The organism is Halochromatium glycolicum (assembly GCF_016584085.1).
GTDB lineage: Bacteria > Pseudomonadota > Gammaproteobacteria > Chromatiales > Chromatiaceae > Lamprobacter > Lamprobacter glycolicus.
Genome location: NZ_NRSJ01000070.1, coordinates 1 through 14731, shown reverse-complemented (window position 1 = coordinate 14731; position 14731 = coordinate 1). Strand labels below are relative to the sequence as shown.

The window sequence follows — 14731 nt, the reverse complement described above, 5'->3', positions numbered from 1 at the left end:
GTGGGTGTTGGGGTGGGTGCCGGAAGTATTGTTGTCCGGTCATGGGCGCAGTTCCTCCTTCATCACATCCGGGTTGGGATCAGGGGTCTTGGGTGGTGTTGTGCTGTCCATGCGGGGCGTCGAGCCTGCTGTAGAAGACGCTCTTTCCAGGGGCATCCTGCTCCGGGTCATATTGCATCGGCAGACTGTGGGCGATGCCCTTGTGGCAGTCGATGCAGGTGAGCCCAGCGTCCTCGGCCTGCTGGTGGCCCTGGCTGCTGCGATGCTCCTGCTTGGTGTAATCCATCGACTCGAACTCGTGGCAGTTGCGGCACTCGCGCGAGTCGGTCTTCTTCATCTGACTCCAGACGTTCTGTGCCAAACGGAAGCGCTCGGCCTCGAACTTTTCCGGGGTGTCGATCGAGCCCTTTAGGTGGTGATAAAGCTCTTTGCTCGCCTGGATCTTACGCACCATCTTGTGCGTCCAGTCCTTGGGCACATGGCAGTCCGGACAGGTCGCACGCACGCCGGTGCGGTTGGTGTAGTGGATGGTGTCGGTATATTCCTGGTAGACGTTGACTTCCATCTCATGGCAGGAGATGCAGAAGGTCTCGGTATTGGTCGCTTCCATCGCGGTGTTGAAGCCGCCCCAGAAGATGATGCCGATGGCGACACCGATGGTGAGGATGATCAGCGTGGCTTTGCGGCCGCGTTTGGGCTGTGCGTGCTTGGCTTGGTCGGACATGAGGCCTGTCCCGGTGAAATGAGGATGCGATGGCTGTCGGCGTTGTAGGCGTCAGAGCGCTGCTCAGCGCTTGCCGAAGACGTTCTCGACCAGCGGCATGGCGCCGGCTTGCGGGGCATGGCACTGGGTGCAGAAGTAGCGCCGTGGTGCGAGCCCGTCGAGCTGATTGCCATCGCGGTCGATGCGATGGGTATCGGTGTATTTCGGCGCCTTCGCCGTCTCGAAGGTGGCCGGGCTGTGGCACTTGAGGCAGCCGTTTTGGCGCAGATCGATGCTGTAGTTATCAATCGGGTGCGGGATCATCGGCGGCTGTTCTTCCCAAGCCACATCGAAGCCACCCGGTACCGCGAGCGTGGGCTTGTTCAAGGCGTCATCGGCACCGTCGGTGACGGCGTGTCCGCGCAGTGAGGTGACGTCCTCGGCAGCGACAGCGGCGGCGCAGAGCGCGGCGAGGCCGATGAGGCTGGCTGCAACTGGTCTATTCATGGCTGTCTCCGCCGTTGTCGTCGGTGCATCATCAGTGGGTGGCGTTCGTGCTGGCGTTGGCGCTGTTGCCAGCATTGGAATGGGTCAGATGGATCGAGCGGTTGCTCGAGCGGCTGATCGGTGGGTTGCCGGATCGATTGGACTGGCGGCTGCTGGATCGCCTGATTGCGGCAGTGACTGCTGCGGTCTCGGATGCTGGTGCTGCGGGCAGAACCGCCGAGCCGCGCCCGAGGCGAAACCGAAACACGTCTTTGCTGCAGACATCGATACAGCGGCCACAGTTGGTGCAATCCTGGCTGCGGATCACCGGGCCGAGACCCAGGCTGGCCCCTTTCAGCGCCGGCTTGATGACCTGCGGCTCCGGGCAGATCTCGAAGCAGTCCATACAGTCATCGCAGTGCTCACGGCGCGCAGCGGTGACCCGGATCTGAGCACCGGCGCCGATCAGCCCATAGAAGGCACCAACCGGGCACAGATGCCGACACCAGCCGCGCCGCACCAGGAACAGGTCGTAGAGAAAGACTGCGGCAATCACCAGCCAGGCGAGGCCCATGCCCCAGAGGCCGCCGAACACCAGCCCGCGATGCATCATCGTGACCGGATTCACCAGCTCCCAGGCCATAAGGCCAGTGGCGAGCGGAAATAGCAGCACCAAGCCCAGCAGCCACCAGCGCAGCTGTCGCGACAGCCGACCGCTGGCGCGAATCGCCCAGCGTCGCCGCAGCTCGGCGGCGAAATCGGTGACCAGATTGACCGGACAGACCCAGGAACAGAAGACCCGCCCGCCGACGAGCGCGTAGAAGGCCAGCACGATCAGCGCCCCGATCAGGCCGCTCATCACCGGCAGTGAGCCGGAGAGCATCGACTGCGCCAGCAGCAGCGGATCGGTTAGCGGCAGTGCGTCTAGGGTCATGCTCGCCGACAGATTGCCGGTGACCAGCCAGATGCCTGCGATCGGGCCGAGCAGGAACAGACCCAGCAGGCCAAGCTGACTAGTACGGCGCAAGATCAGCCATTTGTGGGCCTTCAGCCAGCCTTGCTCGGCGGTTGCGCTCTGGCCAGGATAGTCGTGCATGTACCGGTCTCGTTGGCGGCGCGCTGAGGCTGGGTCCCAGGCTAGTTGAGAGCTGCTTCAGGGCTTGTTCAGGGTGTCCAGCGGATTGCTCGGAAACGGTGTGCTGTCCTCGATCAGCCCCTCGCCGCCGTGCTCATAGCGCATGCCCTCGGGCAGGTTGTAGCGGTGCTCGGCATCGGGTGCGACCAAGGCACCGCCGGCCTGCTGTTGCTGCTCCCAGCCGAGGCGATAGTGCTTACCCAGCTCGCCCTGGATCAGATGCCGCGGCAGTACCTTGATGGCCGCCTCATCGAGGATGCAGGCCTCTTCGCACTTGCCGCAGCCGGTGCAGTGCTCGGAATGCACCACCGGGATGAAGCGCGCGTGCTTTCCGGAGCGCAGGTTTTGCTCAAGATCGAGGGTGATCGCGTCATCGCGCAGCGGGCAGATGTTGTAGCAGACCTCGCAGCGCAGGCCCTGAAAGGCGATGCAGGCCTCCTGATCGCTGACGATGGCCAGACCCATGTCGGCGTCATTGATGTCAGTGAGCGCATGATCCAGTGCATTGGTCGGGCAAGCGACGACACAGGGGATGTCCTCGCACATCTCGCAGCCGGCATCACGGGCGATGAAATAGGGTGTACCGGTCGGAATGGGCTGTTCGAGCCGGGCCAGATGCAGCATCTCGAACGGACAATCTCGCACGCAGAGTCCACACCGGATACAGGCACCGTTGAAGCGGTCTTCGTCCAACGCCCCAGGCGGCCGCAGCGCCCAAGCCGGCAGACTCGAGGCCTGACGGCTATACAGCCCAAGGCCCAGCCCAAGCAGCCCAACGCCAGCCGCGGTCCGCAAAGAGCCCAGCACAAAGTCGCGACGATTCATTTCAACCCAAAAAGAGCATTTCAACCGAAGATGACGCAGATAAGCGCAGAGAAATTAGCCCACGAAGGCCAATCCCTACTTCGCTTTGAAGTGAGCAGTTGGGCGCGTGCGTGCATTTCACACTTCACACTTCTCTTCAAGCGCGCTCCACCTTACAAGCGCACTTCTTGTAATCGGTCTCCTTTGAGAGCGGGTCAGTGGCATCCAGCGTCAGCTTGTTGACCAAACGGTTGGCATCGAACCAGGGCACGAACACCAGCCCATTCGGCGGCCGGTTGCGGCCGCGGGTCTCGACGCGGGCCTTGATCGTGCCGCGCCGGCTGCTGATGGTCGCCATCTGGCCATCGCGCAGCCGGCGCTGTTTGGCGTCGTCCTTGCTCATATAGATCACCGCGTCCGGGACCGCGCGGTAGAGCTCCGGCACGCGGCGGGTCATCGAGCCCGAATGCCAGTGTTCGAGCACGCGCCCGGTGCAGAGCCAGAGGTCGAACTCCTCGTCCGGGCTCTCGGCGGGCGGCTCATAGGGCGCGAAGATGATGTTGGCGCGGCCGTTCTTGTTGCCGTAGAAGTAGACGTCGCCCTTCTCGACCTCGGGATTGAACTGCGCAACATGCGGGTCGTAGCCCTCGCGGAAGCGCCAGAGGGTTTCCTTGCCGTCGATCACCGGCCAGCGCAGCCCGCGCGTCTCGTGATAGGCCTGGAATTGGGCCATCTCATGGCCCTTCTTGAGGATGTCGGGTGCCGAGTTGAAGCGCCGGTATTCCTCGAACAGGCCCTTCTGCACGTAGTAGCCAAAGTCTTGGCTCTCGTGATTCGGGTACTGGTTGCCGCGGCTATCGGTGATCTGACCCTCGTAAGGGAAGGCATCGACCTGGCCGTTGGCGTAGAGCACCTCGTACAAGGTCTTGCCGGCGTACTCCGGCACTTGCTCGATCAGCGCCGGCGGCCAGACCTCCTCGACCTTGAAGCGCTTGGCGAACTCCATGATCTGCCAGAGATCGGACTTCGACTGACCCGGCGCGGCGGTCTGCTCGCGCCAGAATTGGGTGCGCCGCTCAGCGTTGCCGTAGGCACCTTCCTTCTCCACCCACATGGCCGTCGGCAGTACCAAGTCGGCAGCCTGCGCCGAGACCGTCGGGTAGGGATCGGAGACGGTGACGAAGACCTCAGGATTGCGCCAGCCCGGATAGGATTCCTCGTTCAGATTGGGCGAGGCCTGCATGTTGTTATTGCACATCTGCCAATAGCAGTTCATCAGGCCGTCCTTCATCATCCGGTGCATCAGTACGGCGTGATAGCCGACCTTGCCGGGGATGGTGCCGTCTGGCAGTTTCCAGATCTGCTCGGCAAAGGCGCGGTGCTCCGGATTCTTGACCACTAGATCGGCTGGCAGACGATGAGCGAAGGTGCCGACCTCGCGCGCGGTGCCACAGGCCGAGGGCTGGCCGGTAAGCGAGAACGGGCTATTGCCGGGCTCGCTGATCTTGCCCATCAACAGGTGCACGTTGTAGCAGCTGCCGTTGACCCAGACGCCGCGGGTATGCTGGTTGAAGCCCATGGTCCAGAACGAGCTGACCTTCTTGTTCGGATCGGCATAGGCCTTGGCCAGACGCAGCAACTTGTCCTGCGGAACCCCGGACAGTTCGGAGACATACTCCAGCGTGTAGGGCGCGACCTGCTTGGCGAATGCCTCGAAGCTCGAGGGTAGCTTCTTGCCAACGCCGGCGTTGGCCGCCTTCTGCTCCAAAGGGTGCTCGGGCCGCAGGCCGTAGCCGATGTCGGTGGTCGCGGTCTCGAACTGGACGTGCTTGTCGATGAAGTCTTTGTTGTAGCTCTTGGTCTGGATGATGTGGTTGGCGATGTAGTTGAGGATCGCCAGATCGGTCTGCGGGGTGAAGATGATCGGGTTGTCGGCCAGTTCGTAGCAGCGGTGCTCGAAGGTCGAGAGCACATGCACCTCGCAGTCGGGCCGGCTCAGGCGGGTATCGGTGAGCCGCGACCAGAGGATCGGATGCATCTCGGCCATGTTCGCACCCCAGAGCACGAACACATCGGCGTGCTCCAGGTCGTCGTAGCAGCCCATCGGCTCGTCGATGCCGAAGGCGCGCATAAAGGCGCCGACCGCCGAGGCCATGCAGTGGCGCGCGTTCGGATCGAGATTGTTCGAGCGCAGGCCGCCCTTGAGCAGCTTGCTCGCCGCGTAGCCCTCCCAGACCGTCCATTGGCCGGAGCCGAACATGCCGACGCGCGAGGTCATCTCATCGACCGATTTGCCTTTGTTTTCGGCCTGGCTGCGCTTGATCGCCTTCTTCCAGTGCTCGGCCATCACGTCGAAGGCCTCGTCCCAGCTCACCGCCTCGAAGTTCCCCTCTTTATCGAAGACGCCGTCCTTCTTGCGCAGCAGCGGCTGCGTCAGTCGATCACGGCCATAGAGGATCTTGGGCAGGAAATAGCCCTTGATGCAGTTCAGTCCGCGGTTGACCGGCGCATCTGGGTCGCCCTGGCTGGCGATGACCTTGCCGTCCTTGGTGCCGACCAGCACCGAGCAGCCAGTGCCGCAGAAACGGCAAGGAGCTTTATCCCAGCGAATGTCCGCATCCGGCGGCGGGGTCTGCCGGGCTGCGGAGAGAACCCCGAGTGGCAGACTCACGCCCGCGACGGCAGCCGCGGCCAATGCCGCCTGCGCCTTAATGAATTCACGCCGACTAATGGTCACTGGCTGTCCTCCGACAGGGTTAGCGAATGGGCGGGCGAGGCGGGCGCTATCTCCGTAACGACTGGCGCCCGATCGAGCGCAGGGGAGCGTTCCGATGGCGCGGTCAACGCCGTGGAAGCACAGGGCACGGTGGATGCCTCTGCAGCGCGGTGGTAGATGAGCAAGGTGCTGATCACACCTGCTATCGCGTTGAGGCTGGCCATCACATCGGCGGCCTTGGCACTGGGCGTATCCTCGATGGTGACGACCAGCTTGCCCTCGGCGATGCCAGCGACGACTTCGGTGCCAGGGTGCTCGCCGATGCGTGCCGCCACTTCGGCGCCGCGACCGGGATGGGCGTAGACCACACAGCTCAAGATGTCTCCGGCTATAACGTCGTGCATGCTGTTGGCTCCCGCTCGTTCTGTGTTCACGCGGACTGATAACGAGTTACCGCGAAGGGATTCTTGATGCGTCTCAAGCATGCGCCCTGTCCGCGCATTCAATTGATCAATATCAAGCCGATGGCCGAGGCATCGCGCTCAGCGGTGGGACCGCGATCGCCCGTTCGGCGCTGTCCAGTCCGCCGAGCCGGCGCAAGGTCTCGAGTGATGGGATCTCGATCCGACGTCGCTCAATCTGGATCAGTCCGCGCCGCGCGAGCCCATGCAGCTCGCGCGAAAAGGTCTCGGCCGACAGGTTGAGGCTCGAGGCGACGACGGTCTTGGCCGCCGGCAGCTCAAGGGTGCCGCGGTCCGGGGCGTCCGTATCGCTCTGCGCATCGCGCAGCAGCAGCGCTGCAACGCGCTGCGTGGCCGAATGCAGGCAGCAGGCCTCGAGGTCGCTGATCAGCCGTTGTGCGCGCTCGGCGACCATGGCGAGCATCAGGTGGGCGACCTCGGGCCAGCGTGCGATGGCGCCGCGCACGCGCCCGAGATCGACGAAGAGCAGCCGCGAGTCCATCAGTGCCTCGGTGTGCAGCGCGCAGGGGTGCCCGAGAAAGGCGGCCGATTCACCGAAGGTGCGCCCTGGCAGGACGATATCGAGCACGCGCTCGTCGCCTTCCGCAGAGACCAGCGAGAGCTTGATCCGTCCCCGCAACAGCACATGAAACCCATCCAGCGATTGGCCACGCTCGCAGAGCACCTGGCCGCGTGCTGCGGTGCGCTGATGGCAGCCAGCGGCCAGGTAGCGCAAGGCGTCCGTTGGCACCGAGGCGAATCCAGGCGTTGTCTCGAGCAGTGGCAGACAGGTCTTCTCGCGGTCGGCGTGGTTCATGGGCGGCTTCGTCAATGCTTGAGCTAGCTCAAGCCTAACCAGCCGCTGGTCAGCCGCAACCGATTGAGAGACCGACCAAAACCTTGCGGGTTACCTCCTTGGTGGTAGTCTCAGCGGACGTTAGGGCGCTGTTTCCGCGCATGATTCGTCTCGGCACCGGGGCTGTTCGGTGCTGCGGGCAGCCGATACAGGTTTTTGGGGGTACTCCCTTTTCGTCGCCTCCGACTTGGCGTAGAACCAGGTGATGGCTACGCACGCGCCCTTGTGGCGACGCTCACTGTTGCTGACCATCGGTCTGTTGATGGCCGCCATCCTGGCGCTCGGCGTCACGGCGATGGTCGGCGCGATGGTGGTCGCGCAGCTCAATCAGGGGATGGCCGCGGCCGTGAATCAATCCGGTACGCTGCGGATGCAGGCCTATCGCATCGCCGCTGAGCTGGTCCCTCCCGAGCGCGTCGCCACAGCGCCCATGCCTGCCGAGCCCAACGCGGGCGCGCCCACCCCGACAGCGCCGGCGCCGATCGATCGGACGGATCGGAACCAGCCGCCACGGGCCGAGCATCTGACGCAGGTGCAACAGCTGGCCGATGAGCTGGAGGCACGCTTGACGAGCCCGAGGCTGGTCGCTGCGATCCCGAGCGCCGCGGGCGACCCGCTGCGCCGTGCCTACCAGCAGGTGAGCCAGCAGTGGCGGGAGGTGATGCGTCCGGCGCTGACCGCTACGGCCGTTGCAACGGGCGGTCTCGCCTATCGCGCCCAGGTCGACGACTTCGTCGCGCAGATCCACCACCTGGTGCATGCGCTCGAGGAACGGGCCGAGCGGCGCATCGACTGGCTGGCCGGGATGCAGGCGGCCGCGCTGGGGCTGACGTTGGTGGCGGTGGTGGTGACCTTGCTGCTGTTGCAGCGGCGCCTGGTGCGCCCGTTCGAGGCCCTCCTGCACTGTGCGGATCGGGTGCGCCAAGGCGACTTCTCGGTGCGCACCCGGTTCTTGGGCGATGATGAGCTCGGGCGCTTGGGGGCTGCGATGAATCTGATGACCAAGGGCCTCTGGGACATCTACAACGAGCTCGAGGAACGGGTCGCCGACAAGACCCGCGACCTCGCGCGCAGCAATCAATCGCTGCAGCTGCTCTATCGCACCAGTCGCACCCTGAACGATGCGACCCTCTCGGACCCGACCCTGCGCAAGGTCCTGATCGACCTCGAGCGCGAGCTCAAGCTGGCCTCGGTGACGCTCTGTCTGCGTGAGCGCGGCGGTCCTCAGGGAGACCCAGCCGACGCCCACCCCCAGCAGGTGCGACTCAGCGCTTCCAGCGGGCTGTGCATCAGCAGCCGCCAACCGCCGAACGCGGCCGCCGACCTGGCCCAGCCCGACCCGGCCGGTCATCCCTGCACGCACTGTCGTGCGGCCGAGCATCCGCCCGACGGCGCCACCATCGTGGTCCCGGTCGCCGATCAAGATCGCCGCTATGGCACGCTGCGCCTGCTCTGCCGCGACGGCGCGCCGCTGCAGTCCTGGCAAGCACCGCTGCTCGAGGCGCTGGCCACCCAATTGGCGACGGCACTCAATCTGCAAGGCCGCATCCGCGAGAGCCGACGCCTGGTGCTGCATGAAGAACGCAGCATCCTGGCGCGGGAGCTGCACGACTCGCTGGCGCAATCGTTGTCGTACCTGAAGATCCAGGCGTTGCGACTCGACGCCGCCCTCAAGACGCCCGCCGCTGCCGAGGCGGCCACACCTGAGGCGATCCTGGCCGAGATGCGCGACGGCATCAGCAGCGCTTACCGCCAGCTGCGCGAGCTGCTCAATACCTTTCGGCTCAAGATCGACGGTCAGGGCTTGGGCGCTGCGCTCACGCGCACGCTGGACGAGTTTCGCGCTCGCAATGACCTCGTCATCCTGCTGGATGACCAACTGCCGCCGGGGCTGCTCTCGGCCAACGAGGAGGTGCATGTGCTGCAGATCATCCGTGAAGCCCTTGTGAACACGGCTCGTCATGCCCGGGCGCGGCAGGTGGAGGTGCGCTTGCGGATGCAGGCCGATGCTTCAGCCGATGCCCCCAGAGCGGGACAGAGAGCGGGCCAGAATGCGGACCAGAGAGCGGGCCAGAGTGCGGACCAGAGTACGGATCAGAGTGCGGACCAGTGTGCGGGCCACAGCGATGGCCAAGAGCCTTTCTCCACCGTGCGGGTCGAGGTCTGTGATGACGGGATCGGTGTGGCCACCACCGACGCCAAGCGCGGCCACTACGGCCTCAGCATCATGCGCGAGCGCGCCCGCAGCCTCGGCGGAACGCTGCAGATCGACTCAGCGCCGAAGCAGGGCACGACGGTGTCGCTGTGCTTTCGCTCGCGGATGATGACGCCGATGCGAACGCCGCTGCAGGCCGAACAGCAAGCGCCCGCGGATGCGATCCTGTCGGTCTCGCATCAAGCAACGGACAAGCCATGCGCCGGGCCGTCAGCGCACGCGGCTTTCGACTCAGGGGCCGAAGCGGCGCCGAAGCGGCGCGAAACCGCTTCGCAGGCTGTTCGCCCATCCCTTGTGCAGGCGTCGGAGTCCTTGAGATGAGCATGGCTGGTGACGATCAACCGATCGGTATGCTCGTGATCGATGATCATCCGCTGTTCCGCAAAGGGGTCGGTGATCTGATCACGCTGGAACCGAGTCTCGGCCTGGTGGGCGAGGCCGCCGATGGTGAGGAGGGGGTTCGGCTTGCTGCCGAGCTGCACCCGGATCTGATCCTGCTCGACCTCAACATGAAGGGTTGGGACGGGATCGACACCCTGCGCCGGCTGCGCGCAACGCTGGACCAGGACGTCCGCATCCTGATGCTGACGGTCTCCGACGCCGAGACCGACGTCATCGCGGCGCTGCGCGCGGGTGCCGATGGCTATCTGCTCAAGGATACGGAGCCCGAGGAACTCCTTGAACAGCTGCGTGAGGCAATGCGTGGGCGCTTGGTGATCAGCCCGCAGCTCACCGATCTGCTCGCCCGCGCGCTGCGCAGCAACCACCACGGGCCGGCGGGTCTCGATGAGGCCGGGCTCACGCAGCGCGAGCAGCAGGTTTTGGAACTGATTGCGCAGGGCTACAGCAACAAACTGATCGCGCGTGAGCTGGATCTCGCCGTTGGCACCGTGAAGGTGCACGTCAAGCATCTGCTGAAGAAGCTCGGCCTGCACAGCCGCGTCGAGGCCGCGGTCTGGAGCCTGAATGCGCGGGCCTGAATGCGCGGGCCTGAATGCGAAGGCCTGAATGCGAAGGCCTGAATGCGCGAGCCTGAATGCGCAGGCCTGAATGTGCAGGATCGAACCGCGCGTTCCGGCTGATGGCCCAGTACTCGACGCCCAGGCCCGAGCCGTTCCCGACGAACAGAGGCTTGGTCGGTCGCTCAGGGGTGATGGGCCGACGCACTCTGCTCGATCCGGTTGAGTAGGGCGTCGATGTCCGCCTGCTGCTCGGGCGCCAGATGCCTGGCTTCGGTGAGGGCGGCCTTAGCGGGGCCAGACCGTTTGAGATGGAGATAGGCCATGCCAAGGCCGATGAAGGCGCCGGCGTTCTGATCGTCGTTGCTGATCGCCTGCTGGAAATGGTCGATCGCGTGGCCGTAGTCCTGGCTCAGCAGGTAGGCGCCGCCGAGGCGGGTCTGCGCGAGACTCGAGCTGGGGTCTGCGGCGACCGCCTCGTTCAAGGTCGCGATGGCGGCTTGTGCTTCGCCTCGCTCGAGCTGGGCTTCGGCCTGTGCGATCAGGGTGCCGACCCCGTCTTCAGGGGCGGCAGCGGTGGATTCAGCGGATTCGGCGATGTCCGACTCCATCGCCAGGGCGATGGTCAGCGTGAGGACGGTGCCGGCGGTAATCAATCGCAGTGCTTGATGCATGAGGTTTCCTGCAAGCAGTCTTCAGAGAGCGCGCGCTGAACGACCACTCCGCTGGCTGAATAGATGATCCAGCGAAGCGGAGCGGATCAGCCATGGGCCGGGCCGGGGACGCCGGCCCATGGCCCAGATCGGGCGGCGCTATTTCAACGCGCCCTCGCCATAACGCGCCTCGAACGCCTTGCGCACCTTCTCGATCTGGTCCTTGCCCATCCCGGTGAAGTACCAGTTGTGGCCCTCGATCGGCTTGAAGTGCTTCTCGAGCAGGGCGACGGCGTACTCGTCGTTGCCGTCTTTCTTGATCACGACCTCTTTCAACTCCGGAATCCATTTGAAGTAGGCATGCTTGGCGACATCGTAGATGCCATGCCACCAGGTGTAGTCCGGACCACTCATCGAGGCGCCGTGCCGGGCGCGGCGGCCCTCGTGGTGCCAGATCTCCCACCAGGTCCATTCGATCTTGTCATCGAACGGGGCGCTCGTGATGTAGCCGGCCTGCTTGAGATCGTCCATTGCCGCGGCGATCGGCTTGGCGAACTTCTCGTTGTAGAGCTCGACGACATTGTCGAACTGCGCGTAGTGGCCGTCGATCACGCTCTTCTCGTGACAGGCATAGCAGACGTCCTCCATCTTCGCGCGGCGGTCCTCCCAAGTCAGCACCTCGACCACGGTCGAGCCCTTGGCCGCATCGCCGACCTGCGGGATCGGCTCGCCCTCGGGCACGTCGAACTCGTTGCCGTCCTCGAGCTTGACCAGGTTGATCTTGGTCGAGATCGGCGGCCGCAGGGTCCAGGAGATGCGCTCGCCGACATTATGGGTCGAGCCCTCGTGCGGTGCCGCGCTCATATGGCAGGTCGCGCAGGTCGGGGCGGCGGAGTAGTCGATGCCGGCGACCCACTTGTCCGACTCCAGGTTCATCTCATCGATCTTGGCGCGGTAGATGATGCCGTGCTTGGACTCGTTGTAGACCTCGATCTGCGGATGGTCGGGGCCGACATGGCACTTGCCGCAGGTGTCCGGCGTGCGTGCCTGCGCCTTGCTGAAACGATGCCGGCCGTGGCAGGCAGTGCAGGAACCGAGGCTGCCGTCCGGGTTGATGCGACCGATCCCGGTGTTGGGCCAGGTGCCGGGCTTGGGCCGGCCCTTGTCCTTGCTGCGGCCCTCGGTGATGAACTCGAGCTCGCTGCCGTGGCACTGCTTACAGCCGGCATTGACCGCGGCCGGGCCGCCGACGACCTCCCCGAGCAGGTTGTCGAGCGAGCCCAGGATCTGGCCGCCCTTGGCGTGGTGCGAGCCGTCCATCTCCTCGAACTCCTTCTCATGGCACTTGGAACAGTCCTTCGGGGTGACGACGATCGAGACGTACTCCTCCTCGTGGCGCCAGGCGTCGATGTCGCCCTCTTCGGCCTGATGGCAGTCCAGGCAGGTGACACCGTTCTGGCCGTGCTGGCTGTGGTTCCACTCCCAGTAGAGACCGGGGTTCTCGGTCATGTGGCATTCGACGCATTCCTTGCCCTTGGGATCACCCCAATCGACGCCGGGTTGGCCGGCAGGACGCACGGCATGGGCGTGGGTGGCAAACAACAGGATGACGGTGCCGACGAGCCAAACGCTCAGCCGCTGGGACTTCGGCGTCCAACCGGCACGGGGACCAATCGGGTTTCTGGACATGGTGCACTCCGCGATCATTCTTCTCTGGCGCTCATGCCGGGTGCGCCTGTCGGGTGCGCCTGTCTGGCACGCCTGTCGGGTGCGCCTGTCTGGCACGCCTGTCGGGTGCGCCTGTCTGGCACGCATGAGCAGCTGGATGGCGGCGCCCGCCTCGCGCGCACGGCGCCCCCTGCCGAGGGACTCTGTGCGCGAATGGCGATGGAAACCTTGATGCGCCTCATGAATGAGCGGGGAGGGGGATGCGAGGATAGCGCGATTGATCTATCTCAATGACGCGACAGGCTGACCGGAGACCCGCATGCGCCCCATCCTCCTGCTGATCTTGATCTTCGCCGCAGTGCTCCTGATCCAGACCGTCGGCCGCGATACGAGCGCGCTCGACACACGTCTGGCACCAAGATCGGCTGACTTGCTGGCACGACCGATGTTGCATTGTCGCTTCGCAGAAGGCCTGGATCTCAAAGCTTGGATCTCACCGTCCATTAGGCTCCAGTCAAGCTGGCGCTCGGAGACGTCGACTGCGCTTTGCAGCTAGCTGCGCGTTGCAGACCGCGATTGCGGGCTTTGAGATTGATCGTCTCTTTGATCGACGGATTTCGGGATCTCGAGCGCAAACGCTGCGTGCTACGCTGGATAATGTTCCAAGAACCTCACCCGCTGATTGGCGAGCGACACCGGATGGAAGCACAGCGCCTTCTCACCATCGACGATCTGCTGGCCTGGCCCGGCGACGAGCGCGTCGAGCTGATCGACGGCGAGATCGTGCAGCGGCCGATGAGTCGTTTCGAGCATGGTCAGGCGCAGACCGCGCTGATCGGCCAATCATTCCCGCTGGTCACGCAACGGCAACCCGGCGGTTGGTGGATCGTACCCGAGATCAGTGTCCGTTACAGCGAGCACCACTGTCCCAGCCACGACCTGGCGGGCTGGCGCAAGGAGCGTCTGCCGGAACGCCCTGCCGGCATCATGACTGTGCTGCCGGACTGGGTTTGCGAGATCCTCTCCCCGGGCCACGAACGCAAGGACACCGTCACCCACTTCCTGCGCCTGCAGCGCGCCGACGTTCCGTTCTATTGGATTGTCTCCCCGGAGGATCTCGCGCTGATCGCCTATGCCCTGGATGCCGGCGGCTACCGTGCCGTATTCACGGCCGAAGGCCCGGACGAGACCTCGGCCAAGGTGCGCATCCCGCCGTTCGAGGCGATCGAGATCGACTTGGGCCTGCTGTTCGGCGACCCTGCCTAACGAGAAACCGCCGCGTTGCCGCAGCCCTTGGGTACGCATTGCATCACGGCTGAAAGCCTAGATTGCATTCACAGGATCAGGGCCCCGCGTCAAACGGGATCTGCAGGACCCGCATCTCCGGCGGCAGGCAGCGCTCATCGCTGCAGGCCTGCAGGCGCAGCTCCACCGGCAGCCAGGCGCTGGCCCAGGTACTGGTCCGGTCGGCGTCGTTCGACAGAGGCTCCGACACCGGGCTCAGCGTTGCGGCGAGCTGCGCCTTCCCCTCGTAGACGGCCAACGCCTCGCGCTGGAAGCCGAGCTTTCGGAGCTGCGCAGGCGGGTAGGTCAGCTCCTCGATGCGCCAGGTCTGCTCGGTCTCGGGCAGGCGCAGTTGGGTCGCGATCAACGCCTGCTGCAGCGGTTCGTGGGCATTGATGTGCCAACCGGGGGCCATGTCGAGCACGAGCCGCAGCTGTGTTGAATCCTCAGCGCGGGTCACCTCGCCTCGGAGCCGAACCGCGCCGCGGGCGGCGTATTGCTGTGGCCCGGTGCCGCCCTGGCGCAAGCGATTCAGCGCGGTCAGCAGGGATGGATAGGCGCTGGGCGTCCGCTGCACCCGGCCCGAGACGGCGCTCAGCAGCGCACCAGCAATTCCCGCCGCAAAAATATCTGCTTTAGAAACAATAAGTTGGCTTTGAGCCGAAAAAAATCTTTCGTAAACTTTTGAAGCCGAATCAGTATACTGCCACGACCTTCTCAAGCTGCGAGGCAGGTATTGATGAGTGGTCCGTTCTCACGCCAGCACCTCAGCGTCGCGGGACTGCTGCGCG

Annotated in this window: 13 protein-coding genes; 3 read left to right on the top strand and 10 right to left on the bottom strand. The window is 64.7% G+C overall.

Going from position 1 to position 14731, the window contains the following annotated elements; genetic code table 11:
* Positions 1 to 79: 79 nt before the first annotated feature.
* From CKO40_RS22405 to CKO40_RS22375, 7 genes are all read right to left on the bottom strand, one after another.
* Positions 80 to 724 carry a NapC/NirT family cytochrome c gene (locus CKO40_RS22405; protein ID WP_200348679.1) on the bottom strand — a complete coding sequence of 215 codons (645 nt, stop codon included), beginning with the start codon at positions 722 to 724 and terminating at the stop codon, positions 80 to 82.
* A gap of 63 nt (positions 725 to 787) precedes the next feature.
* Entirely contained in the window at positions 788 to 1210 is a 423-nt protein-coding gene (locus CKO40_RS22400) for a nitrate reductase cytochrome c-type subunit (protein ID WP_200348678.1), read from the bottom strand.
* 31 nt (positions 1211 to 1241) lie between these two features.
* A complete protein-coding gene (napH, locus tag CKO40_RS22395; protein ID WP_200348677.1) occupies positions 1242 to 2285 on the bottom strand; it encodes a quinol dehydrogenase ferredoxin subunit NapH in 1044 nt (347 codons plus the stop codon).
* 57 nt (positions 2286 to 2342) lie between these two features.
* Positions 2343 to 3149 (bottom strand): ferredoxin-type protein NapG, encoded by an 807-nt coding sequence (napG, locus tag CKO40_RS22390; RefSeq protein WP_200348676.1) that lies wholly within the window; start codon positions 3147 to 3149, stop codon positions 2343 to 2345.
* Between the two features lie 136 nt (positions 3150 to 3285).
* Positions 3286 to 5865: a nitrate reductase catalytic subunit NapA gene (gene napA / locus CKO40_RS22385; RefSeq protein ID WP_200348675.1), complete on the bottom strand. Its 2580-nt coding sequence runs from the start codon at positions 5863 to 5865 to the stop codon at positions 3286 to 3288.
* Positions 5862 to 6248 (bottom strand): chaperone NapD, encoded by a 387-nt coding sequence (locus CKO40_RS24695; RefSeq protein ID WP_200348674.1) that lies wholly within the window; start codon positions 6246 to 6248, stop codon positions 5862 to 5864. Before CKO40_RS24695 ends, napA begins: the two co-directional genes overlap by 4 nt.
* Before the next feature lie 112 nt (positions 6249 to 6360).
* Positions 6361 to 7122, bottom strand: a complete 762-nt coding sequence (locus CKO40_RS22375; RefSeq protein ID WP_200348673.1) for a Crp/Fnr family transcriptional regulator — start codon at positions 7120 to 7122, stop codon at positions 6361 to 6363.
* Positions 7123 to 7366: 244 nt separating this feature from the next.
* Between CKO40_RS22375 and CKO40_RS22370 the strand changes: the two genes are divergently transcribed.
* Both CKO40_RS22370 and narL read left to right on the top strand, forming a co-directional pair.
* Positions 7367 to 9697, top strand: coding sequence for a histidine kinase (locus CKO40_RS22370; protein ID WP_200348672.1), 2331 nt, complete (start codon positions 7367 to 7369; stop codon positions 9695 to 9697).
* Between the two features lie 2 nt (positions 9698 to 9699).
* A complete protein-coding gene (gene narL, locus CKO40_RS22365; protein WP_242477262.1) occupies positions 9700 to 10356 on the top strand; it encodes a two-component system response regulator NarL in 657 nt (218 codons plus the stop codon).
* A 164-nt stretch (positions 10357 to 10520) separates the two neighbouring features.
* Here the strand turns inward: narL and CKO40_RS22360 are convergent, their stop codons facing one another.
* Positions 10521 to 11009: a tetratricopeptide repeat protein gene (locus tag CKO40_RS22360; RefSeq protein WP_200348671.1), complete on the bottom strand. Its 489-nt coding sequence runs from the start codon at positions 11007 to 11009 to the stop codon at positions 10521 to 10523.
* A gap of 138 nt (positions 11010 to 11147) precedes the next feature.
* Positions 11148 to 12677 (bottom strand): multiheme c-type cytochrome, encoded by a 1530-nt coding sequence (locus tag CKO40_RS22355; RefSeq protein WP_200348670.1) that lies wholly within the window; start codon positions 12675 to 12677, stop codon positions 11148 to 11150.
* Between the two features lie 636 nt (positions 12678 to 13313).
* On the opposite strand from CKO40_RS22355, the gene CKO40_RS22350 reads away from it, so the two are divergent.
* The gene (locus tag CKO40_RS22350; protein ID WP_338074246.1) at positions 13314 to 13922 is read left to right on the top strand and encodes a Uma2 family endonuclease; all 609 of its coding nucleotides are present in this window, start codon (positions 13314 to 13316) and stop codon (positions 13920 to 13922) included.
* Positions 13923 to 13998: 76 nt separating this feature from the next.
* Here CKO40_RS22350 and CKO40_RS22345 read toward each other — a convergent pair whose 3' ends face one another.
* The gene (locus tag CKO40_RS22345; RefSeq protein WP_200348668.1) at positions 13999 to 14517 is read right to left on the bottom strand and encodes a protein-disulfide reductase DsbD domain-containing protein; all 519 of its coding nucleotides are present in this window, start codon (positions 14515 to 14517) and stop codon (positions 13999 to 14001) included.
* Positions 14518 to 14731: the final 214 nt, after the last annotated feature.

Coding starts and splice junctions, on each gene's coding strand:
- CKO40_RS22405 (WP_200348679.1), bottom strand. CDS start 724: ATGTCCGACCAAGCCAAGCACGCACAGCCCAAACGCGGCCGCAAAGCC.
- CKO40_RS22400 (WP_200348678.1), bottom strand. CDS start 1,210: ATGAATAGACCAGTTGCAGCCAGCCTCATCGGCCTCGCCGCGCTCTGC.
- napH (WP_200348677.1), bottom strand. CDS start 2,285: ATGCACGACTATCCTGGCCAGAGCGCAACCGCCGAGCAAGGCTGGCTG.
- napG (WP_200348676.1), bottom strand. CDS start 3,149: ATGAATCGTCGCGACTTTGTGCTGGGCTCTTTGCGGACCGCGGCTGGC.
- CKO40_RS24695 (WP_200348674.1), bottom strand. CDS start 6,248: ATGCACGACGTTATAGCCGGAGACATCTTGAGCTGTGTGGTCTACGCC.
- CKO40_RS22375 (WP_200348673.1), bottom strand. CDS start 7,122: ATGAACCACGCCGACCGCGAGAAGACCTGTCTGCCACTGCTCGAGACA.
- CKO40_RS22370 (WP_200348672.1), top strand. CDS start 7,367: ATGGCTACGCACGCGCCCTTGTGGCGACGCTCACTGTTGCTGACCATC.
- narL (WP_242477262.1), top strand. CDS start 9,700: ATGGCTGGTGACGATCAACCGATCGGTATGCTCGTGATCGATGATCAT.
- CKO40_RS22360 (WP_200348671.1), bottom strand. CDS start 11,009: ATGCATCAAGCACTGCGATTGATTACCGCCGGCACCGTCCTCACGCTG.
- CKO40_RS22355 (WP_200348670.1), bottom strand. CDS start 12,677: ATGTCCAGAAACCCGATTGGTCCCCGTGCCGGTTGGACGCCGAAGTCC.
- CKO40_RS22350 (WP_338074246.1), top strand. CDS start 13,314: ATGTTCCAAGAACCTCACCCGCTGATTGGCGAGCGACACCGGATGGAA.